Origin of the sequence: Marivivens donghaensis (assembly GCF_011806565.1) — a bacterium.
In the GTDB taxonomy this organism is placed as follows: domain Bacteria; phylum Pseudomonadota; class Alphaproteobacteria; order Rhodobacterales; family Rhodobacteraceae; genus Marivivens; species Marivivens donghaensis_A.
Map to the genome: position 1 here is coordinate 20,662 of NZ_JAATOP010000008.1, position 22,634 is coordinate 43,295.

At 60.2% G+C, this 22,634-nt stretch carries 21 protein-coding genes and 1 tRNA gene; 12 read left to right on the forward strand and 10 right to left on the reverse strand.

Annotated elements, in window-relative coordinates; genetic code table 11:
* Window positions 1–95: 95 nt before the first annotated feature.
* The 3 genes from HCZ30_RS12165 to HCZ30_RS12175 all read left to right on the forward strand — a co-directional run bounded on the left by HCZ30_RS12165 (window position 96) and on the right by HCZ30_RS12175 (window position 3,378).
* Complete coding sequence (locus tag HCZ30_RS12165) at window positions 96–1,004, forward strand: CPBP family intramembrane glutamic endopeptidase (protein WP_167638569.1); 909 nt, start codon at window positions 96–98, stop codon at window positions 1,002–1,004.
* 58 nt (window positions 1,005–1,062) lie between these two features.
* A complete protein-coding gene (gene accD / locus HCZ30_RS12170; RefSeq protein WP_167638570.1) occupies window positions 1,063–2,001 on the forward strand; it encodes an acetyl-CoA carboxylase, carboxyltransferase subunit beta in 939 nt (312 codons plus the stop codon).
* A gap of 108 nt (window positions 2,002–2,109) precedes the next feature.
* Window positions 2,110–3,378 (forward strand): bifunctional folylpolyglutamate synthase/dihydrofolate synthase, encoded by a 1,269-nt coding sequence (locus tag HCZ30_RS12175; protein WP_167638571.1) that lies wholly within the window; start codon window positions 2,110–2,112, stop codon window positions 3,376–3,378.
* Window positions 3,379–3,487: 109 nt separating this feature from the next.
* On the opposite strand, the gene HCZ30_RS12180 is transcribed toward HCZ30_RS12175, so the two are convergent.
* Together HCZ30_RS12180 and zapE are read right to left on the reverse strand one after the other, a co-directional pair.
* On the reverse strand, window positions 3,488–4,759 hold the full coding sequence (locus HCZ30_RS12180) for a 4-aminobutyrate--2-oxoglutarate transaminase (RefSeq protein WP_167638572.1): 1,272 nt from the start codon (window positions 4,757–4,759) through the stop codon (window positions 3,488–3,490).
* A 234-nt stretch (window positions 4,760–4,993) separates the two neighbouring features.
* Window positions 4,994–6,061: a cell division protein ZapE gene (gene zapE, locus HCZ30_RS12185; protein WP_167638573.1), complete on the reverse strand. Its 1,068-nt coding sequence runs from the start codon at window positions 6,059–6,061 to the stop codon at window positions 4,994–4,996.
* Between the two features lie 141 nt (window positions 6,062–6,202).
* Between zapE and HCZ30_RS12190 the strand changes: the two genes are divergently transcribed.
* Window positions 6,203–7,438: an MFS transporter gene (locus HCZ30_RS12190; RefSeq protein WP_167638574.1), complete on the forward strand. Its 1,236-nt coding sequence runs from the start codon at window positions 6,203–6,205 to the stop codon at window positions 7,436–7,438.
* On the opposite strand, the gene HCZ30_RS12195 is transcribed toward HCZ30_RS12190, so the two are convergent.
* From HCZ30_RS12195 to rsfS, 6 genes are read right to left on the reverse strand one after another with little or no spacing between them, the layout of a single operon-like run.
* The gene (locus HCZ30_RS12195) at window positions 7,435–8,055 is read right to left on the reverse strand and encodes an HAD family hydrolase (protein ID WP_167638575.1); all 621 of its coding nucleotides are present in this window, start codon (window positions 8,053–8,055) and stop codon (window positions 7,435–7,437) included. The two genes, HCZ30_RS12190 and HCZ30_RS12195, sit on opposite strands and share 4 nt — an antisense overlap.
* On the reverse strand, window positions 8,052–8,504 hold the full coding sequence (locus HCZ30_RS12200; RefSeq protein ID WP_348640384.1) for a YaiI/YqxD family protein: 453 nt from the start codon (window positions 8,502–8,504) through the stop codon (window positions 8,052–8,054). Before HCZ30_RS12200 ends, HCZ30_RS12195 begins: the two co-directional genes overlap by 4 nt.
* Entirely contained in the window at window positions 8,501–9,331 is an 831-nt protein-coding gene (gene fghA / locus HCZ30_RS12205; protein WP_167638576.1) for an S-formylglutathione hydrolase, read from the reverse strand. Before fghA ends, HCZ30_RS12200 begins: the two co-directional genes overlap by 4 nt.
* A 14-nt stretch (window positions 9,332–9,345) precedes the next feature.
* The gene (locus HCZ30_RS12210) at window positions 9,346–10,272 is read right to left on the reverse strand and encodes an AEC family transporter (RefSeq protein ID WP_167638577.1); all 927 of its coding nucleotides are present in this window, start codon (window positions 10,270–10,272) and stop codon (window positions 9,346–9,348) included.
* A gap of 45 nt (window positions 10,273–10,317) precedes the next feature.
* Window positions 10,318–10,788 carry a 23S rRNA (pseudouridine(1915)-N(3))-methyltransferase RlmH gene (rlmH, locus tag HCZ30_RS12215; protein ID WP_167638578.1) on the reverse strand — a complete coding sequence of 157 codons (471 nt, stop codon included), beginning with the start codon at window positions 10,786–10,788 and terminating at the stop codon, window positions 10,318–10,320.
* Window positions 10,788–11,153 carry a ribosome silencing factor gene (rsfS, locus tag HCZ30_RS12220; protein WP_167638579.1) on the reverse strand — a complete coding sequence of 122 codons (366 nt, stop codon included), beginning with the start codon at window positions 11,151–11,153 and terminating at the stop codon, window positions 10,788–10,790. Before rsfS ends, rlmH begins: the two co-directional genes overlap by 1 nt.
* A gap of 340 nt (window positions 11,154–11,493) precedes the next feature.
* On the opposite strand from rsfS, the gene HCZ30_RS12225 reads away from it, so the two are divergent.
* The 8 genes from HCZ30_RS12225 (at window position 11,494) to HCZ30_RS12260 (ending at window position 20,225) form a co-directional block, all read left to right on the forward strand.
* Complete coding sequence (locus tag HCZ30_RS12225; protein ID WP_167638580.1) at window positions 11,494–13,413, forward strand: calcium-binding protein; 1,920 nt, start codon at window positions 11,494–11,496, stop codon at window positions 13,411–13,413.
* A gap of 266 nt (window positions 13,414–13,679) precedes the next feature.
* A complete protein-coding gene (leuC, locus tag HCZ30_RS12230) occupies window positions 13,680–15,086 on the forward strand; it encodes a 3-isopropylmalate dehydratase large subunit (protein WP_167638581.1) in 1,407 nt (468 codons plus the stop codon).
* Entirely contained in the window at window positions 15,086–15,691 is a 606-nt protein-coding gene (gene leuD / locus HCZ30_RS12235) for a 3-isopropylmalate dehydratase small subunit (RefSeq protein ID WP_167638582.1), read from the forward strand. The genes leuC and leuD overlap by 1 nt, the downstream gene beginning before the upstream one ends.
* Before the next feature lie 359 nt (window positions 15,692–16,050).
* Entirely contained in the window at window positions 16,051–16,854 is an 804-nt protein-coding gene (locus tag HCZ30_RS12240; protein WP_348640385.1) for a hypothetical protein, read from the forward strand.
* Between the two features lie 23 nt (window positions 16,855–16,877).
* Window positions 16,878–17,756: an endonuclease/exonuclease/phosphatase family protein gene (locus tag HCZ30_RS12245; RefSeq protein WP_246212792.1), complete on the forward strand. Its 879-nt coding sequence runs from the start codon at window positions 16,878–16,880 to the stop codon at window positions 17,754–17,756.
* An 87-nt stretch (window positions 17,757–17,843) separates the two neighbouring features.
* Window positions 17,844–18,950, forward strand: coding sequence for a 3-isopropylmalate dehydrogenase (leuB, locus tag HCZ30_RS12250; RefSeq protein WP_167638585.1), 1,107 nt, complete (start codon window positions 17,844–17,846; stop codon window positions 18,948–18,950).
* Between the two features lie 146 nt (window positions 18,951–19,096).
* Window positions 19,097–20,080, forward strand: a complete 984-nt coding sequence (locus HCZ30_RS12255; RefSeq protein WP_167638586.1) for a DMT family transporter — start codon at window positions 19,097–19,099, stop codon at window positions 20,078–20,080.
* A gap of 68 nt (window positions 20,081–20,148) precedes the next feature.
* A tRNA-Pro gene (locus tag HCZ30_RS12260) sits at window positions 20,149–20,225 on the forward strand.
* 78 nt (window positions 20,226–20,303) lie between these two features.
* Here the strand turns inward: HCZ30_RS12260 and ccoS are convergent.
* Entirely contained in the window at window positions 20,304–20,462 is a 159-nt protein-coding gene (gene ccoS / locus HCZ30_RS12265; protein ID WP_167638587.1) for a cbb3-type cytochrome oxidase assembly protein CcoS, read from the reverse strand.
* 5 nt (window positions 20,463–20,467) lie between these two features.
* Window positions 20,468–22,633, reverse strand: a complete 2,166-nt coding sequence (locus tag HCZ30_RS12270) for a heavy metal translocating P-type ATPase (RefSeq protein WP_167638588.1) — start codon at window positions 22,631–22,633, stop codon at window positions 20,468–20,470.
* Window position 22,634: the final 1 nt, after the last annotated feature.

Genomic DNA, 22,634 nt, shown 5'->3' on the forward strand with positions numbered 1-22,634 from the left:
GGTGTACGGAACTCGGCCAAGTCAAACAACTCCAATGAGTTATAAAATTGCGGCGATCTTGCGGACAGCGGATACGGCGCACTACATTGAGCCCCATGACATTGCCCGCCGCGTACCGGCCCCTTCGCGCATTCGCCGAAGCTGCCCGCCCGAATGATGCACCGATCCGTACGCTCACCGGCTTCCTCATGGTCGGAATGGGCTACTACCTGCTGTTTCCGTTAGTCTTCGGCCCGTTTGTCTACGGCGACGACTTTGAGATGTCGGACCCGATGCCGCTGGACGGATTGCTGCTTTTGCTGGCTCCGCTGGTTGGTCTGCTACTTCTGCGCCTCGTCCTCTACCGCCTCCATGGGCGCGGGCTGCGTAGCGCGATGGGTAATTCGTTGTCAGCAGCCAATATCGCAGTGCCGATCGGAGCATTCGCCCTGCTGATCTCGCTCGTCGCGATGCTGTTGCCACCTTGGGTCGTCCCGTTCGAAGTCGCGCCATTAGTGCCTTGGTTCATCACCATGGTGATCGGCCTCCCGCTCCTGCTCATTCAGGTGAGCTTCGAAGAAATCCTTTTCCGCGGCTACCTCCAGCAACAGATCGCAGCACGGACAGAAAACCCACTGCTCTGGATGGTGTTGCCGTCGGTCATCTTTGGCGGAGCGCACTTTTTTAACGCCGAAACCACCTACTACGGCATCGCCTATTCCATTTGGGCCACGATGCTCGGACTGGCGTTTGCCGACCTGACAGCCCGCCACGGCACCATCGGTCCGGCCATCGCATTGCACTTTGCCATCAACTTCAGCCGCATGTTTGTCGTCGGCTCGGACGACACACCGTTCGCTGCGCTTGCGCTTTTACGCGTGAACGTCATGTCCGATGGCGCACCGTTCGAGGCGGATGTCTTTTTGCAACCTCAGGGAATTGCCGTTATTTTCGGCCTCGTATTGGTTTGCGCCATTCAGATCGCGCCGCTTTGGTTGCTGGCGCGCTACATTATCAGGCGTTGATTGCATTTCCCAAAGGGCAGGCTTATGTCCCTTGTGACAGCGAATAAAGGCTTTCGGAATGAACTGGATTACAAACTACGTCCGCCCCACGATTACATCGCTCTTCGCCCGCCGCGAAGTACCTGACAATCTGTGGACCAAGTGTGACGAGTGCGGAACGATGTTGTTCCACCGTGAGCTCGCCGACAACCAGAACGTCTGCACCAACTGCGGTCACCACATGGCGATCACCCCGCGCGAGCGTTTCAACGCTCTGTTCGACGGCGGCGTCTTCACCGAAGTCAGCGTTCCGGAGCCGATCGAAGATCCGCTGAAATTCCGCGACCAGAAGAAATACACCGACCGCATGAAGGCCGCCCAGAAGAAGACGGGCGAAAAAGAAGCCATGCTCGTGGCCGAGGGCGAGATTTTCCGCACGCCCATCGTCGCTGCCGCTCAGGACTTCAGCTTCATGGGTGGTTCGATGTCCATGTACGTCGGCAACGCCATCATCGCCGCAGCGGAGCGCGCTGTCGCTCTGGGTCGTCCGCTGGTTCTGTACTCTGCTGCGGGCGGCGCCCGTATGCAGGAAGGCATCCTGTCGCTGATGCAGATGCCGCGCACCACGATTGCGGTCGACATGCTCAAAGAAGCCGGCCTGCCCTATATCGTCGTGCTCACCCACCCGACGACCGGCGGCGTGACGGCTTCCTACGCAATGCTGGGCGACGTTCATATCGCTGAACCGAACGCGCTGATCTGCTTCGCTGGCCCACGCGTGATCGAACAGACCATCCGCGAGAAACTGCCCGAAGGTTTCCAGCGCGCCGAATACCTGCTCGACCACGGTATGCTTGACCGCGTGACCCCGCGCACGAAGCAGAAAGAAGAGCTGGCGACGATCATCCGCTTGATGATGAACATGGAGCCCGCCGTGATTGCCGAGCTGCCCGAGCCTGAAAACGAAGCGATCGCCCTTCCCGAAACTCCGGCAGCACAGCCGGAAGCCGAGAAGTAATCAGGTTTCTGCGGCCATGCCGTAATCCGAACGACCTATGCCGCGCCGCGAGTTATTTCGCGGCGCGTTTTTCGTAAAAGACACTTATAACCACCCTTGGAGCCCCGAATGACCTCCGACGTCGTCCTCGAACGCCTGATGAGCCTCCACCCCAAAGTGATCGACCTCGTGCTCGACCGTGTGTGGCGTCTGCTGGACGCGCTAGACCACCCAGAACAAAAACTGCCGCCGGTCATTCACGTCGCGGGCACCAACGGCAAAGGCTCGACCCAAGCGATGATCCGCGCCGGTCTCGAAACAGCGGGCAAGTCGGTCCACGCCTACACCTCGCCCCACCTCGCCCGTTTCCACGAACGCATCCGCCTTGCTGGTGAGTTGATTACCGAAGAGCATCTGATGGCCGTGCTGGAGGAATGCGAAACCGCGAACGGCGGCGAACCGATCACCTACTTCGAGATCACGACAGTCGCCGCCCTGCTTGCCATGTCGCGTACGCCTGCCGACTACACCCTGCTCGAAGTCGGCCTCGGCGGTCGCCTCGACGCCACGAACGTAGTCGACCAACCCGCGCTGACCATCATCACGCCCGTCTCCATCGACCACGAACAGTTCCTCGGCAACACGCTCGCCAAGATCGCGGCAGAGAAAGCAGGCATTATCAAGCGCGGCGTACCCTGCATCGTGGGCCCGCAGCAGGACGAAGCGATGGAGGTCATCGAGGGCACCGCCGCCCGCCTCGGCGCGCCCCTCATCGCCTACGGCCAGCACTGGCACAGCTACGAGGAAAACGGCCGCCTGATCTATCAGGACGAACGCGGCCTTCTCGACCTGCCGATGCCCGCCCTGCCCGGCCCGCACCAGATCCAAAACGCAGGTGCTGCCATCGCCGCTCTCCGCCATCTCGGCTACGACGAGGCAGCTGCCGAAGGCGCCGTGACCAAAACCTTCTGGCCCGCCCGCATGCAGCGCCTCAAGACCGGCCCGTTGGTCGACGCGGCAGGCACCGCAGAGCTCTGGCTGGATGGTGGCCATAATGCCGCCGGCGGCGAAGCCGTCGCCGCGACCCTCAGCCGAATGTCAGACAAGGACACCTTCCTCGTCTGCGGCATGCTCAATACCAAGGATACCGGCGGCTACATGCGCCCCCTCGCAAAAATCGCCAAAGGTCTGACCGCTGTCTCGATCCCCGGCGAGCCAAACACCCTTCCCGCCGAAATCACCGCCAAAGCTGCGAAGAACGCCGGTTTCGAAAATGTCGCCATCGCAGATAACGCACTCGAAGCCATCCGCTCAATCACTGCGGCGAACCCGCAGGCTCGCATCCTGATCTGCGGCTCTCTCTATCTTGCGGGTCACATCCTACGCGAAAACGGCTGACCCTTCACGCTGACGAAAATACCTCAGGGTCCAAGGGGCAGCGCCCCTTGCCCGAGCGCACCAGCGCGAGACAAAAAAGTGTGGCGCCCGAAGGCGCCGCTCATTTGAATTACATCGCTGCTTTGACCGACTGCTCCAGAAGCTCAAGCGCTTCCGCAAACACTTCGTCCTGAATAGTGATCGGCGCGAGGAAGCGGATAACGTTGCCGTAGACACCGCAGGTCAGCAGGATGAGGCCACGCTTTTGCGCCTCTGCACGCACACGCGCCGCAAATTCGGCGTCAGGTGCCTTGCCCACCGGCGCGGCGAACTCCACGGCCACCATGAAGCCCGGACCACGAATGTCCGAGATATTCGGGCACCACTCGCGCATTCCCTCCAAACGCTGACGCAGTTTGGAGCCAAGCTCGTTGGCACGCGCGCAGAGGTCCTCTTCTTCGATGACATCCAGCACAGCATTCGCCGCAGCGATACCGAGCGGATTACCACCATAAGTACCGCCCAGACCGCCGGGGTTGGCAGCGTCCATAACTTCAGCCTTACCCGTGACAGCGGCCAGCGGCAGACCACCGGCAAGGCCCTTTGCCATTGTGGTGAGGTCGGGCGCCGCGTCGTACTGCTCCATCGCGAACAGGGTGCCAGTACGGCCAAACCCCGTTTGGACCTCATCCGCAATCATCAGCGCGCCGATTTCGTCGCACATCGCACGAACTTCGCGGACCAGAGCGGCAGGCGCCGGATAGAAGCCACCCTCGCCCTGTACGGGCTCAAGAATGATCGCAGCGACGCGTGCGGGATCGAGGTCGGCCTTGAACAATTGACGGATCGCGCCCATCGCATCCTCAACCGAGGTGCCGTGCAGGTCGATCGGGAACGGCACGTGGTAGACGTCGGGCATCATAGTACCGAAACCGGCCTTGTACGGCTGCACCTTGCCGGTCAGCGACATGCCCATGAACGTACGGCCATGGAAGCCCCCACCGAAGGCGATGACAGCTTGGCGGCCAGTCGAGGCGCGCGCGATTTTCACCGCATTTTCAACGGCCTCGGCACCCGTGGTGACAAAGATCGTCTTCTTCTCGAAATCACCCGGAACGGCGTTGTTCAGGCGCTCGGCCAGACGAATGTAGTTCTCGTACGGCATCACCTGATGGCAGGTGTGTGTGAAGCGGCCAAGCTGCTCTTCAACGGCGGCCATGACCTTCGGATGGCGGTGGCCGGTGTTCACGACGGCGATGCCTGCGGCGAAATCGATGTAGCGGTTACCCTCGACGTCCCACACCTCGGCGTTTTCGGCGCGGTCGACGTAAATCTGGGTCATCATGCCGACCCCACGAGCGATTGCAGACGTGCGACGTTCAGCGATTTCAGCGTTTTTCATAGGAAGAGAATCTTTCACGGATCGGAAAACTGCCTGACCTTACCGCCGCGCGGTCAATATGATCAAATTATTTCGACGCAGATTAGTCTGTTTCCGACCTTCAGGACACTTGACCGCGAATCATTCGATTCGCTAGATTCGTTGCAGCATTCGCTGTCCGGCACATAGCCTCACAGCACCAGTCCAGGCAGGGCGGGGAGGCGGGCCAAAACGGCTCGTCTTTCTGTTTGTGGCCTAGGCGTCCTTGCCCCAGTTCGCATCCTGCATTTCGCGCAGGCGGCTCGCAGTTCGCTCGAATTCGAACGCACCCTCACCTTCCATGTAGAGGCTTTCGGGCTGGGCCGCAGCGGAGCAGATGAGCCGCACCTTCGCCTCATACAGCGCGTCAATCAGCGTCACGAAGCGCTTCGCCTCGTTAAAGTTCGTGCGACCCAATGACGGGATGTCGTCGACGATCAGCACGCGCACCGCGTCAGCAAGCGCAAGATAATCCGCAGCACCCAGCGGTTTGGCGCAAAGGTCATGGAAGCTCGCACGCCCGACGCCGTTGTTATAGCGCGGAATTTCGACGTCGCGGCCTTTGACTTTGATCACAAGCGACTCGCTGCGGCCCTTTGAGAAATCCTCCCAAACGGCGTTCACCGCGGCGCGGGTTTCGGGCGTGATCGGCGTAAAATACCGCTCCTCATTCGCCAAACGACCCTGACGGTGATCGTTCGGGCTGACGAGTTCGCGGACTTCTAGCTCTTCCTTCACTAGCGCAATGAACGGCAGGAACAGCTGACGGTTCAGACCGTTTTTGTAGAGCTCATCGGGATGACGGTTCGACGTTGTCACGACAGTCACGCCGCCTGCAAACAGCTTTTCAAACAGGCGACCGACGATCATTGCATCGGTGATGTCGGTGATTTGCATTTCGTCGAAAGCGAGGAAACGGACTTCTTTGACCAGTTCCTCCGCGACCGGAGCGATCGCGTCATCGACACCGCGCGCACGGGCTTTGCCCATCTCGGCATGCACCCATTGCATGAACGCGTGAAAATGGTTCCGCCGTTTGGGCGCTTCGATCAGGTCGTAGAGCAGGTCCATCAGCATGGATTTACCGCGCCCGACACCGCCCCAAAGGTACAGACCCTTTACGGGTTCGTACTTTGCGGACCGGAAAATGCCCTTTTTCACGGGCGGTTTCGTCAGCCCATCGCGAATGCGTTCAAGCGCGTCCAGAACCCCTTCCTGAGCGGGGTCGGCACGCAGTTTTCCGGACGCGACGGCAGCGCGGTATGCTTCAATCACTGTGGTCATATTCTGCGACATAGCGCCTGCCTGCTGCCTTGGGAAGATTGTGACGGATCAGAACTATAACGACGGGCCATCACAATTTTTCATCGTAGACGGCTGCGCGATGAATTGACGCGATGAAAAACCCGCACCAAAGATCGCACCATGGAACAGAAAACCCCGCTCTTGAGCCCCGTTTTGATCGCCGGCTGTATCATCGTGATGATCGGCTTTGCCATTCGTGCATCGTTCGGGGTGTTCCAGATTCCGATTGCGGAAGAGTTCAACTGGCTCCGCGCGGATTTCAGCCTCGCCATCGCAATCCAGAACCTTGCTTGGGGCGTCGGCCAGCCGATCTTTGGTGCGCTTGCGGAGCGTGTTGGGGACCGTAAGGCCATCATTCTCGGCGCGATCTTTTATGCAGTTGGTCTGGTCCTGTCGGCGGGCGCGACGCTCCCGATCCAGCACCAGATGTACGAAGTTCTCGTCGGCTTCGGCGTTGCGGGTACGGGCTTCGGCGTTGTTCTGGCCGTTGTCGGGCGCGCGAGTTCGGACGAAAACCGTTCCATGAGCCTTGCCATTGCGACTGCCGCCGGTTCTGCCGGTCAGGTCTTCGGTGCGCCGCTCGCTGAATACATGCTGGGCTTCATGTCGTGGCAGACCGTTTTCCTGTGGTTCGCAGCCGCGATCATCGCTGTGCTGGCACTGCTGCCGATGATGAAAGCCCCGCAGGCGTCCAAGGCCGAACTGCAAGAAAGCATGGGCCAGATCCTTGGCCGCGCTTTCCGCGATCCGTCTTACACCATGATCTTTCTCGGGTTCTTCTCTTGCGGCTACCAGCTGGCTTTCGTCACTGCGCACTTCCCTGCGTTCGTCGCCGAAGTCTGCTCGCCCATCGCCAGCGGTGGTCTGCTTGCAGGCATGGGTATCACGACCACCTCGACTCTGGGCGCAGCCGCTATTTCGCTTATCGGCGTGGCCAATATCATGGGAACGCTGGCGGCTGGCTGGCTAGGCAAGCGTTATTCCAAGAAATACCTACTGGCAGGCGTTTACCTCGCGCGCACCGTGGTCGCCGCGTGGTTCATCCTCGCACCCATGACGCCTGTCACTGTGATCGTGTTCTCTGTGATGATGGGATCGCTGTGGCTGGCCACCGTGCCGCTCACGTCGGGCCTCGTCGCGCACCTTTACGGCCTGCGCTACATGGGCACGCTCTACGGCATCGTATTCTTTAGTCACCAGCTGGGCAGCTTCCTTGGCGTGTGGCTGGGCGGCACGCTCTATGACCTCTACGGCACCTACACCTACGTGTGGTGGGTCGGCGTTGGCGTTGGGGCGTTCTCGGCGATCGTGCACTTGCCGATCCGCGAAAAGCGCCCCGCTGCGGTCGCCGCTTAGGCCGCTTCTTCTTTGGTCAGCAGACCTTCGGCAACCAGCCGGTCCGCCCAGCCCTGCGGGCCGGTGAACTGGTGGGTTCTCCAACCGCGCGCATCGGCGGCAGCAATGTTGTCGGCGCGGTCATCAACGAAGATCAGCTTCTCGGGCGCGACGCCGCAATCCTCTTCGACCATACGGTAGATTTCGGCATCGGGCTTGATGACACCCATGTGGCCGGACACGTAGCGGCGATCGAATTCCTTGAGGAACGGGTACTCGGTCTCTCCGATTTCGAAGGTCTGGATGCCGAAATTGGTCAGCGCGAATACGGGGATGCCCTTGGCACGTAAAGCGCGGAGCAGACGCACGGAATGCTCGATCGTCGGCGACGCCATTTCGAGCCAGTGGGTGTGCCACATCAGGATTTCGTCGCGGAACGCGGGGTTGGCCTCGGCGAGTGCTTTCACCGCCTCTTCCCAGTTCGCGCCGCGATCGACGCCATCGTTCATGCCGTGCAGATCGACGCTGGCGAACATTTCTTTACGGCGCTCTTCGCCGATGTATTTGTCGTAGACCCGCTCGGGCTGCCATTCGATCAGCACATTGCCGATGTCGAAGATAACTGCTTCAATCGTCATGGAAATTCTCTTTTGACTTTCTGGACCTCGCGCTCGAGAGCATCGAGAAAACGCGAGCGGTCCGCTTTGGAAAACGGTTTGCCGCCACCTTGGCGGAACGGGTCGGCAGAGCGCAGATCGGCCATCAGATCACGCATTGCGAGCGCGTTGCCGACGTTGGCTTGAGTCAGTGCCTCGCCATTGTGTTTGAGGACGCGGGCGCCGGCCTCAACGCATTTCGCAGCAAGGGGGATATCGCCTGTAATGACGATGTCCCCCCCCTTGGCGCGGTCAGCGATCCACATGTCGGCGACGTCCGGGCCTTCGGGCACGATGACATTTTCAACCAGCGGGTTTTGCGATGGGCGCAGGCCGCCATTCGACACCACGAACGTCTTGAAACCGTGGCGGGTGGCGACCCGTTCGACCTCGGCTTTCACCGGGCAAGCGTCGGCGTCGATGTAGATCACGCCCAGAGCGCCTTTGCGTGGAATGCGACGTGCTCTTCCATGAATGTCGACACGAAGAAGTAGCTGTGATCGTAGCCTTTTTGCAGACGGATCGCGGCCTCGGCGCGCTTTTTCACTGCAGCTTCGGCCAGCTTTTCGGTCATCAGCAGATCGCCGAACTGGTCGTTGGTGCCGGTGTCGACGAGCAGCGGGATATCGAGGCCCTTTTCAGCCATCAGCAGCAACGCATCGTGTGCGGCCCACTTGGCTTCGTCCTCGCCAAGGTAGCTGGCGAACTGCTTGCGGCCCCAGTCACTAGCGGTCGGGTTACAGATCGGCGAGAACGCCGAAACCGAGCGGTAGCGTCCCTGAAGCGACATCGCCAACGTCAGCGCACCGTGGCCACCCATCGAGTGACCGGTGATCGACTGGCGGTCCTCGTTGATCGCAAAGTTCGATGTGACTAGCGCGGGAAGCTCCTCGGCCACGTAGTCCCACATCTTGAAATGCGGCGCCCACGGCAACTCGGTCGCGTTGACGTAGAAGCCCGCGCCCTTGCCCAGATCGTAAGCGTCATCGTCCGCAACATCTTCGCCGCGCGGCGAGGTGTCGGGGAACACCAGCGCGATGCCTGCCTCTGCTGCCCATGCCTGAGCGCCTGCTTTGGTCATGGCGTTCTCATGCGTGCAAGTCAGACCCGAGAGGTACCAGAGAACAGGAACGGGGGCGTCTTCTGCCTCTTCGGGCAGGAACAGACCGAACGTCATATCGGTGCCGGTGGCTTCGGATTTGTGGCGATATACGCCCTGAACGCCGCCAAAGCAGCGGTTTTCGGAAACAGTTTCCATTGAAACCTCCATCATCAAACGCTGACCCAGGCGATGACCGCCGAGATCGTGAAAATACTCAGTGCCGTGGAGACCAGAATGGCTGCCGACACGCGTGCAGGTGCAACACCGTAATGTTGCGCGAGAATGTAAACGTTGCCCGCGACAGGCAGCGACGCGGCGGCGACCATGACCGACGCAGGATAGGCCGCGATATCAAAGACCACATAGGCACAGAAGGCCACCGCCGCCGGATGCAGGATCAGTTTGGAGAAGCTCAGCCACCCCGCCACCGCAAGACGCTCGGCCGATTTGCTGGCGAGCGATGCCCCGATAGCGAACAACGCACCGGGCGTGGCAGCAGCGCCGAGCATCGACAGGAAATCATTGGCGGGCTTGGGGATCGGCATTCCGGACGCCGATATCAACATGCCGACAACGATCGACACGATCATCGGGTTCTTCACCAGCCCGAGGCCGACGGTTGCCAGAATGCGCGGCGACACGCGGCCATCGCGGCTGCCGGTTATCAGGATCACGATGAGCGATGAGAACACGATCAGGTCGACGACCAGCACCATCATGACTGGCCCGATTGCTTGCTCTCCGAGCAGCAAAACCAGCATCGGAATGCCGAGGAAGCCGACGTTACCGATGACGCCGGTCTGCGCCTCGACCGCCGCTTCGGCGACGCCCCTGCCCCGTATCATCGCGACGACGGTCACGACGATATAAATCGCCATCGTGCCGAGGAGGTAAGCGCCCATGAAGGGCCAGTCGATCAACTGCTCGAACGACAGGTTCGCAGAGAACCTGATGAGCATGGCTGACAGAGCAAAATAGAAAACGAATTTGGTCAGATAGGCAGTGGCTTCGGTACTAAAAAAACCGGTCCTGCCAGAGCCGTAACCAAGCGCGATCAATGCGAAAAAAGGAAGTGTTTGAAGGAAAATTGCCCACATGCGCAAAGGGCTAGCACGCCCCTTGTCTCATGCAAAGCGTTTCGGTCAGGCGCGGTGGTACGGACTTCCTGAAAGGATCGACGCTGCCCGATAAAGCTGCTCGGTGAGCATTACGCGGACCAGCATATGCGGCCAGACCATTTTACCGAAGGATAGCGCGGCGTCCGCTCTGGCACGGAACGCAGGGTCGATCCCATCCGCACCGCCGATGACAAAGGCAACATCCTGACGCCCCGTATCGCGCCAGTTGCCAATCGTGTCGGCAAAGTCCGGCGACGTCATGAGCTTGCCACGCTCGTCCATGATGCAGACGAGCGCGCCATTCGGTATCGCTTTTTCGATGAGAGCCGCCTCGGCGGCCATGCCTGCGTTCTTCTTATCTTCGACTTCGATCACGTTAGCCGGGCCGAGCGCAAGGGCCCGCCCCGTACGGTCGAACCGTTTGAGGTAGTCGTCGATGAGGTCGCGCTCCGGACCCGCCCGAAGGCGTCCTACCGCGACAATGTGAACGCGCATCAGCTTGTCTGGGAAGCACCGCCCTCAGGCAGCCACATCTTTTCCAGCTGATAGAATTCGCGAACTTCGGGACGGAACAGGTGCACAATCACGTCGCCTGCGTCGATCAGAACCCAGTCACCGATATCGGCGCCTTCGACCTTGCACAGAACGCTGTGGTCGGCTTTGAGCCGCTCCACCATGTGCTGTGCCATGGCCGCAACCTGACGCGACGAACGGCCCGATGCGATGACCATGTGATCGGCCATCTGAGTTTTGCCACGCAGCGGAATGCTCACCACGTCTTCGGCTTTGTCGTCATCAAGCGAGGTCTGGATTGCCGCGAGCACTTGATCGCTCTTTGCGGCTTTCTGAGCCGACGTCATCACAGGCTCCTTCTGAGCAGCACCAGCTGCCGGTTCATTGAGAGACAGAACGTCGTCCTCCAAGGTTACGCGCCGCCGATCCACCCCGGCGCTGAGTGTAGTTTTAAAATAACAGCACCCACGGGTGTTTTCAACACGACCTGACGATCACGATTCTCTGTCTGCGCTGCCTTTCGCACAGTGCCGAATTGCCGACAATACAAACCCTTGCTGTTTTCTGTTTCGCGGTCAGAAACCCAACTCGTGAAATGGGGCGTAAATAAGGCACAAAACATGCTTATACGTTGACGCATAATGGGTAGGCACTTAATCCTTTCGTATATTTGGATTGGGTGTTCACATGCTGTTACTTTTTCTTCCCGGCATTCTGCTTGCCGCTTGGGGTATCTCCGCAATTTTCGATGGTGACGGCGGCGACGTTACCGATGACGAAAATGGCGGTGGTGGCGACGAAAACGAAACCATGGACGCCACCCACCTTGCCGACGACATCATCGGCACCGATGGCGACGACATCATCGACGCTCTGGGCGGCGGCGATACGATCACGGCAGGTGCGGGCGACGACGTCATCAATGGCCGCTTTGGCGATGACCTGATCTACGGCGGTGCAGGTAGCGACGCGATTGATGCGGGCCCAAACGACGACACCGTCTATGGCGATGATGACGACGGCGACGATGGTGACGACTTCATCGCCGGCGGCGACGGCATGGATACGCTCTTTGGCGGCGGCGCGTCTGACTACCTCTTTGGCGGTAACGGCGTCGATAAGTTGTATGGCGGCGAAGGTCGCGACTATGTCTACGGCGGAGCGAGCGCCGACTTCCTCGCAGGTAACGAAGACGAAGACTACCTCGACGGCGGCAACGGGAACGACGTGCTAGTTGGCGGATACGGCGACGACTTCCTGACCGGCGGCGAAGGCAGCGACCTGCTTGTCGGCAACACAGGTGACGACGTGCTGATTGGCGGCGCGGGCGACACCCTGCAAGGCAATGTTGGCGGCGACCTTCTCGTATTTGACGGCGACGGATCGACCGGCAGCGATATTGCTACGCTGAGCGGCAGCTACGGATCGGACTACTTCTGGATCGACAGTGCTGAATCAGGTCAGGTCATGACTGACTATCAGCAGGGTCAGGATACGCTTGTTCTTCAGCTGCCCGCCGGCCTCGGCGACATCGACAGCCTGAACTATGTCATGTCCTACATCGAGGACGGCGATAACTTCGGCACGCAGATCGACGTCTACATGGACGGCTACGACGACCCGCTGAACTCTGTCACCGTGATGGGTTATCAGCCTGAGGAGATCGACACCGACCAGATCGGCATCTACTTCTCCGAAGACCTCGACGGCACCGAATATATTGATGCTGCGGTCGCAATCGACGACAGCGCCTTTGGCAATGATATTCCCACGAATCTCGATAATCCGGGCGGCGGTGATGGTGACAATGGCGAAAGCGTTCCCACGATCCTTGAGGGCGATGAGAACGATAACACGCTGACCTACACCGACGGCGATGCGACCATCTATGGCCGTGCTGGCAACGACACGATCACCACCGGTAGCGGCGACGACGTGCTCGTCGGCAACAACGGCGATGACGAGCTCTACGGCGGTTCGGGTGACGACGCGCTCTATGGTATCGACGGTGCGGACACTCTGCACGGCGGCAGCGGCGATGACTTCATCGGCGCGACCCCGACCGATGTCGCGTTCGGTGATGCGGGCAACGACTCGATCATTCTGCGTGGCAACACCGAATTATCCGCTGCTCTTTTCGGCGGCGACGGTGACGACGTGCTCTATGCCGAAGGCTCGGCTGTCCAGATGACAGGCGGCACCGGATCGGACGTGTTCTGGCTCGACAACCAAGGCGCTGACGAGATCGCGATCATCAATGACTACGTTGCCAACGAAGGTGACGTCATGGTCGTCGAGACCTCGTACATCGTGGGCGAGGACGGCAACTCCGCTCCATCGATCACCGACGCCGACCTTAGCTTCGACGTTCAGTCCGTTTCGACTGATGACGGCACAGGCTCGCTCGTGACGATGTCAGTCACCACGCCCGACGGCTTCAACGGCAGCTTCGTGAACGCATCGTTCGTGCTGGTCGGCGTTGCGCCCGAAGATGTGGACACGAGCGTCTTCACCATCGCGGTCACCGACTTCGGCGGTACGGCAAATGTCGCGGGCATCGCGGCGGCCAGCGGCAGCTATGCGAAAGGCGTCGTCTACCTCGGCTGATCCGGCCCGACCAAAACAATGTTCAAGCCCGCCAAACCGGCGGGCTTTTTCGTTGCACACAGAGATTCCTTGCGAGACTCGCGAAAAAGGCATATCTGCCCACCCATGATCCGCCTTTTTGACATGGATGACCGCACGCGACTGCGTGAACGGTTCTACGGCGAAAGCCGTTCGATCCTCGCCCGACTGTGATGTCCGCGCGGGGCGCATCGTCATGCGCCCGTCCGAAAGATCTGACTAGCACAACATTCTAAAAGGTAAGAGCCATGTCGCCCAAGACGCTCTATGACAAAATCTGGGACGCTCACGTCGCCCATGAATCCGAAGACGGCACCTGTCTGCTGTATATCGACCGCCACCTCGTCCACGAAGTGACCTCGCCGCAAGCGTTCGAAGGTCTGCGTATGGCGGGCCGCAAGGTGCGCGCGCCGGAAAAAACCATCGCGGTTCCGGATCACAACGTGCCGACCACGCTCGACCGTGCAAACGCGTCGACCATGACCGAAGATTCGCGCATTCAGGTCGAAGCTCTCGACACGAACGCCAAGGAATTCGGCATCAACTACTACCCCGTGTCGGACGTTCGTCAGGGCATCGTTCACATCGTCGGCCCTGAGCAAGGTTGGACCCTGCCGGGCATGACCGTTGTTTGCGGCGACTCGCACACTGCGACCCACGGTGCATTCGGTGCGCTCGCTCACGGCATCGGTACTTCGGAAGTTGAACACGTTCTGGCCACCCAGACGCTGATCCAGAAGAAGTCCAAGAACATGAAGGTAGAAATCACCGGCAAGCTGAAGCCGGGCGTGACCGCCAAGGACATCACCCTCGCTGTCATCGGCGCAACCGGCACCGCCGGCGGCACCGGCTACGTCATCGAATATTGTGGTGAAGCCATCCGTGATCTGTCGATGGAAGGTCGCATGACCGTCTGTAACATGGCGATCGAAGGCGGCGCTCGCGCCGGTCTCATTGCTCCGGACCAGAAAACCTTCGACTACGTCAAAGGCCGTCCGCACGCTCCGAAGGGCGAACAGTACGACGCAGCCGTCGAATATTGGAAAACCCTCTTCACCGACGAAGGCGCGCACTTCGACAAGGTTGTGACACTCAAGGGCGAAGAGATCGAACCGGTTGTGACCTGGGGCACCTCGCCCGAAGACGTGCTGCCGATCTCGGCCGTCGTTCCGGCACCGGAATCGTTCAAGGGCGGTAAAGTCGACGCAGCCAAGCGTTCGATCGAGTATATGGGCCTGACCGCCGGTCAGAAGCTGACCGACATCCAGATCGACACCGTGTTCATTGGTTCGTGCACCAACGGCCGCATCGAGGACCTGCGCGCTGCCGCTGCGATCCTTAAGGGCAAGAAGGTCAAGGATGGTATGCGTGCCATGGTCGTTCCGGGTTCGGGCCTCGTCCGCGCTCAGGCCGAAGAAGAAGGTCTCGCCGACATCTTCAAGGAAGCCGGTTTCGAATGGCGCATGGCGGGCTGCTCGATGTGCCTTGCGATGAACCCCGACCAGCTGTCCGAAGGCGAGCGTTGTGCGTCGACTTCGAACCGTAACTTCGAGGGTCGTCAGGGCTACAAAGGCCGTACCCACCTCGTATCCCCTGCAATGGCTGCTGCCGCTGCAATCACTGGCCACCTGACCGACGTTCGGGAGATGATGTAATGGAAAAGTTCCAAAAAGTTCAGGGCATTGCAGCTCCGATGCCGCTCGTGAACATCGACACCGACATGATCATCCCCAAGATCTTCTTGAAGACGATCAAGCGCTCGGGCCTTGGTGTGAACCTGTTCGACGAAATGCGCTACGACCGTCAGGGCAACGAGATAGAGGATTTCGTCCTGAACAAGCCGCAGTACCGCGATGCTGAGATCCTCGTTGCCGGTGACAACTTCGGTTGCGGTTCGTCGCGCGAACACGCGCCGTGGGCCATCGCCGACTTCGGCATCAAGTGCGTGATCTCGACCTCGTTCGCCGACATCTTCTACAACAACTGCTTCAAGAACGGCATTCTGCCGATCGTATTCCCGCAGGAAGTCGTCGATGTGCTGATGAAGGACGCCGAGAAAGGCTCCAACGCCCGAATGACCGTCGACCTCGAAGGCCAGACCGTCACCACTTCGGACGGCGAGTCGTTCTCGTTCGAGGTCGACTCGTTTAAAAAGCACTGCCTCCTGAACGGCCTCGACGACATCGGTCTGACGATGCAGAACGTCGATGCAATCGACGCTTTCGAAGCCAAAAACGCTGCCGACCGCCCTTGGGCATGATTCGATAGCACTAGTACTGATGTGTACGCAGAGCGCCTCCGGTTTCGGGGGCGCTTTTTTGTTGGGCAGGCTAAAACACAAGATGTTGTGTCACAAACTGTGGCAACCACGGGGAGAACGACGGGTCCGTTCTGGATGGTGGCAATCGCGCATCACCTCTGCCCCAAAACCGCCACCTTAATTTATGTAAATTTACCCATGAGTTGCAGACGAAACCTAAAGTGGGCAGAATTTTGTCAAAGATGAGGCAGACCGCTTTCACGCTGCGGTTCAAAAACAAGAAGCGGGCCCGGCAAAGTATCGGAGCCAGCGATATCGAGGAAAGACAGGACGTGATTTCACGTATTGCAGGAGCAATCGTGCGCGCAGCGTTCGTGGTGTTGCTGATCGCAACTCCCGCACTTCTGCTGCCGAACACGAGCACCGATACGTCCCAGATCGTGGCGCTCATTGCCATGGCTGCGGGCGGGTTCGCGCTCATGGAATACAGCTCTGCATGTCCCAGCCTGATCGAGTTCCGCGACGCTCCGCCCTACAACCGCACCCGCTTCCTGTCGCTGTTCATTGCTGTGTTCCTGCTGTCGATGATCGCGCGCGGCGCGACCGAAAGCACCACGCTGTCCATGTTCGTCACCGCGATGGGTTACCGCCTCGGCGCGCTGCTCGACTTCCCTTATTCACCTGTGCGCCTGATGGTTCTGATGCTGCCGCAAGACGCGCCCGCGTCGCTTGGCACCGCAGTGCGCACCGCCGCCGCCGTCGCCTATGTGACGTCGATCCTGTCGCTCGCGTACTTCGTCCTGTGCCTCCGCGTTCACCAATGGCCTGGTCGGAACAGTTCGCTGAATATCTGGACGAACCTGCCGACGTTTGACCCGACCACGGGCGAAGACATCGTGGGCCGCCTTCAGCGTGACAGCCAGATTAACCTGATCGTAGGCTTTTTGCTGCCATTCTTGGTCCCAGCAATTGTGAAACTCGGCTCCAGCCTGATCAATCCGGCCAGCCTGTCCGATCCTCACACGTTGATCTGGATGGTATCGGCATGGGCCTTCATTCCTTCGTCACTCCTCATGCGCGGCATCGCAATGGGCCGCGTGGCGCAGATGATCGAAGACAAACGCAAGCGCGCGTCCTCCGCCGATTCCTTGCAGCCTGCCTGATTTTCCTGACTGTCGGTCCGGCATTGGCCGAGACCGTCCGGATCGCCACCTTCGCCGCGCCTTTGTCACGTCGAGGGCCGGGGTTACTACTGCGCGACATTCTGAAGAGCGAAGAGCAGGTCTTGCAGGCGGTCGAGACGATCAGGGCGGTCGACCCTGACATCATTGTCCTTACCGATTTCGACTTTGACCACGGCGGCGCTGCTCTAACCGCTTTCGCGATGATGCTGGATTACCCAAACGTGTTTGCCAAACCGCCCAATACAGGAGTGCCTACGGGCCTCGATGTCGACAGGAACGGATACTTTGGTGACGCCCGCGATGCCCAAGGCTACGGGCGGTTCGAAGGGGACGGCGGGATGGCTATCCTGTCCAAGTTGCCAATCGGCGAGGTGGTTTCTTTCGACCACACCCTCTGGAGGGACGCACCTAACAGCCGCTCCACCGATCCGCCCGAGCTCGCCGAAATTCAGTGGCTATCCACGACGGGTCATTGGATTGTGCCGATTGCGGTCGGAGAGACGGCCCTCAACATCCTCGCATTCTCTGCGACGCCGCCCGTGTTTGATGGCCCCGAAAACCGCAATGACCGGCGCAATGCCGACGAGGTGCTTTTCTGGCTCGAACATCTCGGCATCCCCCACCCCATTATAGCTGGGAACGCGAACCTCGACCCAAACGGCGGCGAGGGCAATCGCACCGCTATCGCACAGCTTCTCGCGGACCCGCGGCTACAGGACCCGCTTCCCGATCAAACGACCGCCGACTGGCCGGACGGCCCCGGTGCGTTGCGCGTGTCCTACGTTCTACCGTCTGCCGATCTGACGGTCCGAACTGCCGGAATCGAACGTTCCGATAGCGGGCCACATGCGCTCGTCTGGGTAGATGTCGTTGTCCCTTGAAGCCCTGATTGTGGCACCTTGTTTTCTTGACCCTTGGGCAGCAAACGGATACCTCGTGCCAGACCTTTTCAGACAAGGAAGAACGAGATGTCCAACCCCTCGATCCTGATCCTCGCCGGCGACGGCATCGGCCCCGAAGTCATGGGTGAAGTTAAGAAGATCATCACCTGGTACGGCGACAAGCGCGGCCTGCAATTCGACGTCAGCGAAGATCTGGTCGGCGGCTCGGCTTACGACGTGCACGGCACCCCGCTGCACGATGACACCATGGCAAAAGCTCAAGAAGCCGACGCCGTTCTGCTCGGCGCGGTAGGCGGCCCGAAGTATGACGTTCTGGACTTCTCGGTGAAGCCCGAGCGCGGCCTGCTGCGTCTGCGCAAGGAAATGGACCTCTACTCGAACCTGCGTCCGGCGCAGTGTTTCGACGCTCTGGCCGACTTCTCGTCGCTGAAGAAAGACGTCGTTGCCGGCCTCGACATCATGATCGTGCGCGAACTGACCTCGGGCATCTACTTCGGTGAGCCGCGCGGCATCATCACCGAAGGCAACGAGCGCGTCGGCATCAACACCCAGCGCTACACCGAGTCGGAAATCGCTCGCGTTGCGCGCTCGGCCTTCGAACTGGCCAAGCGTCGCGGCAACAAAGTCTGCTCGATGGAAAAAGCCAACGTGATGGAATCGGGCATTCTCTGGCGCGAAGTCGTCCAGAAGATCCACGACGAAGAGTATCCGGAAGTCGAGCTGTCGCACATGTATGCAGACGCAGGCGCCATGCAGCTTTGCCGCTGGCCAAAGCAGTTCGACGTCATCGTCACCGACAACCTGTTCGGCGACCTGCTGTCCGACGCTGCTGCAATGCTCACCGGCTCGCTCGGCATGCTGCCGTCCGCGTCGCTCGGTGCGCCGATGGCCAACGGTCGTCCGAAAGCACTCTACGAGCCCGTACACGGTTCGGCTCCGGACATCGCAGGCCAGAACAAGGCCAACCCGATCGCTTGTATCCTGTCGTTCGCGATGGCGCTGCGCTACTCGTTCGACAAGGGCGACGAAGCAACCCGTCTCGAGCAGGCCGTGGAAAAAGTGCTCGCCGATGGCGTTCGCACCGCTGACCTGCTGGCAGGCGAAGGCGTCACCCCGGTGTCGACCACCGAAATGGGTGACAAGATCGTCGAAGCACTGGACGCTTCGCTCTAAGCTTTTAAGATCACTGCACAACAATCGGGCGTCCCGCGCGGGCGCCCGTTTTTGTTTGGAATGAAAGTGGCTTGGATACTCGCCTTTAGGGTTGCAAGACTCATATCAGGCGGGTGATAGCGGATTCGGCACTACAGGAGTTGAAGATGGTCGAAGTGGTAAAGAACAACGTCAAAGGGGCGCTTTTTGCCCTAATGGCAATGGGCGTTTACGCAACCCACGACGCCGTCATCAAGACACTCGGCAGCGGCTATTCGGCCTTCCAGATCGTGTTTTTCGCCGCCTTGCTGAGCTTTCCGGTCGTCACGATTATCCTGATGAGCGACAAGACCGCGGGCACGCTCAAGCCCGTTCACCCGTGGTGGATGATGCTGCGTACGATGCTGACCGTCATCACCGGCATCTCTGCTTTCTATGCGTTTACAGTGCTTCCACTGGCACAAACCTACGCGATTCTGTTCTCTTCCCCGCTGCTGATCACCATTCTTTCGATCCCCGTGCTGGGCGAAAAGGTCGGCCCACATCGCTGGGGAGCGGTCGGCGTCGGCATGGTCGGCGTGATCATCGCGCTGCAACCGGGCGCGACAGAACTGGCGCTCGGCCACCTTGCTGCGCTTGCCGCTGCGATCTGCGGCGCATCGGCTGCGGTCATCGTGCGCAAGATCGGCGCAGAGGAACGCTCGGTCGTCATGATGCTCTACCCGATGATCGGCAACTTCGTCGTCATGGGTTGCGCGCTTCCGTTCTTCTACAAGCCGGTTCTGATCACCGACATGGGTCTGCTCGCCATGATCGCGATCTTCGGCCTCTGCGGCGGCTTCCTAACGATCAAAGCGTACCGCGCGGGCGAGGCTGCCATCGTGGCGCCGATGCAGTACAGCCAGATCCTCTGGGCAACGCTTTACGGCTATCTGTTCTTTGACGAGACGCCGACGACCGCCGTTCTGATCGGTGCTTCGGTGATCATCGCCTCGGGCATCTACATCGTTCTCCGCGAAGCCAGCGGCGGCACCTCGACCGAGCGTCCGGTCACTCGCACGCGACTGCGGACGGAAACCGTTACCTCTCCGCGGGCATCGATTTTGTGGCGGATCATGACGGGCAAACCCAGCCGGAAGATGAGCCAATAAAAACCTGCGTTTTTACCTGTTTCGCACTTGCACTTTCCATGCGGAATCGGTAGTTCGCGATCCACGGTCGGAGCGTAGCGCAGCCTGGTAGCGCACCTGCTTCGGGAGCAGGGGGTCGGAGGTTCGAATCCTCTCGCTCCGACCAATTTTCCCGATTTATCGCGAATTCACGAAAACGCCGCAGCGGATCATCCGATGCGGCGTTTCGCGTTCTAGGGCAGTTTTACTGCTTGGGTTGGTCGTCGAAGTCCGTCCGCAGGATGCGCTGCGCATCCCCGTCAGGGTCGTCGTACTGCCTGTTTCGCATGGTCCAGAAAAACGCGGCGAGCCCCACTCCACCAAGGAGCAGCGAGACAGGGATCAAAAGGGCGAGGACTTCCATAGCGGTTACCGAAGGCGAAGTGCGTTGAGTGAGACGATAATCGACGAGGTCGACATCGCAATAGCAGCCGAAAGCGGGCTCGCGAGGCCGATCAATGCAAGAGGCACCGCGATGGTGTTGTAGATCGCCGCGACCGAAAAGTTCTCGATGATCCGGCGACGGGCTTTTTGGGCTGTCTCCATCGCCACCGCGATCTGCGAAAGGTCGGACTTCACGAGTACCATGTCAGCGGCCACGCGCGTGGCCTCCAGCGCAGAGGCAGGTGCGATCGACACATGCGCCAGCGCTAGCGCGCCAACGTCGTTCAGACCGTCCCCGACCATGAGAACGCGCTTGCCCGCGTCAGCTTTGGCTTGGAGCACATCAGCCTTCTCGTGGGGGAGAATGCCTGCCTGCCAGTTGTCGATGCCAAGCGTGTCGGCCATCCGGCGGACGTTCGCTTCGGTATCACCGGAAAGCAGAGTGACCGGAACGCCCTTGGATTTGAGCGTCGCAATGAGATCCTCTGCGCCGTGCCGCAGGCTGTCGACAAATTCGAGCGCGATATGGCGGTCACCAAGATCCAGCACGGTTGAACTGTCGCCGCCACTGATCCAGGATGCGCGACCGAGGCGCACTTTGCGGCCCTCCAGTATACCTTCGACGCCCATGCCCGCGATCTCGTGGATGTCACGCACATCCGCGCGGCTGGCGAAGGCGGCTGAGACAATGGCCTTGGAACGGGGGTGGCCAGACGCTTCGGCCAAGGTTGCGGCAATCGCCAGATCAGCAGGCGTGAGTTGGGTTACGATCTGCGGGATGCCCTTCGTCAGCGTTCCGGTTTTGTCGAAAACCACTTCGTCGATTTCGCCAAGGCGTTCTAACGCGGTCGCATGTTTGACCAAGATACCGGCCTTGAACAGCTTGCCCGACGCCACAGTTGAGACAGCGGGCACAGCTAGCCCTAGGGCGCAGGGGCACGTGATGATGAGGACCGCCACCGCGATGTTAAGGGCATAGCGCACGTCTCCCGCTGTCGCCCATAACCAAAACACGAACGCGGCGAATGCGAGGATATGCACCAGCGGCGCGTAGATTTTGGCAGCACGGTCGGCAAGCGAATTGTAGCGGGACTTCGCCTGCTCGGCGACCGATACAAGGTCGGCCAGCGCGTGAAGCACGGTCTGCTCGCCCACGGCTGTTGCGCGAACCTTGAGAGCGCCGGTCAGATTGACCTCACCCGCGCGGACTTGGTCGGAGGTCCCTATGGTCGCCGGATCGGCTTCGCCCGTCAGGAAGGACCGGTCGACGTCGCTAGTGCCGTCCTCGACCACGCCATCAACAGGCATCCGTGCGCCGGGTTGTACGAGCAGGAGGTCTCCCACCGCGATGGTGCCGATGGGGACAGTTTCAGACCCGTGTTCCGTCAATCGCAGCGCCGTCGGCGTTTCCATCGCGGCCAGTTCAGTCGCAGCAGATCGCGCAACGCTCCGCATTTTCTGATCAAGGTAGCGGCCCGCGAGCAGGAAAAACGTCAGTGAAAGAGCTGCGTCGAAATAGGCGTCTTCACCGTGATAGGCCGTCTCCATCACCGAAATTCCGGCGGCGAGAAGGATCGCTAGCGTGATCGGGACATCCATATTGAGGCGGCCAACACGCAGAACGCGCCACGCGCTGGTGTAGAACGGGCGGGCCGAGAACACGATGGTCGGCAGCGCGATCAGCGCCGAGAGCCAGTGGAACAACTGCCGTGTGGCATCCGCTGCGCCAGACCAGACGGCGACGGACAGCAGCATCACGTTCATCATCGCAAAACCCGCGACGCCCAAACGCATGGCCAGATCACGGGCCGCGCGGTCGCTTTCGCCGGCGGACAAGGTCGCAGCGTCGAGTGGCGTTGCCTCATAGCCAAGCGCCGAAATCGCAGCCACGACCTGCTCGTCCGACATACCTGCGGGGACGCGGACAGTGGCGCGCTTACGGGTCAGGTTGACGCGCGCATCCTCGATATCGTCACGCGCCAACAGACCGCCTTCGATAGACTGGATGCAAGCAGCGCAGTGGACTGTCGGCAGCGAAAGGTGCAGCTCACGGCTCCCCTCACTTGCCAATTTCGCAGCTCGGTTGGTTGCAATCGGGGTGGCCACGCAGGCAGGACAGGCAGCAACTCCGGGGGCTTCAACGTAAACCATT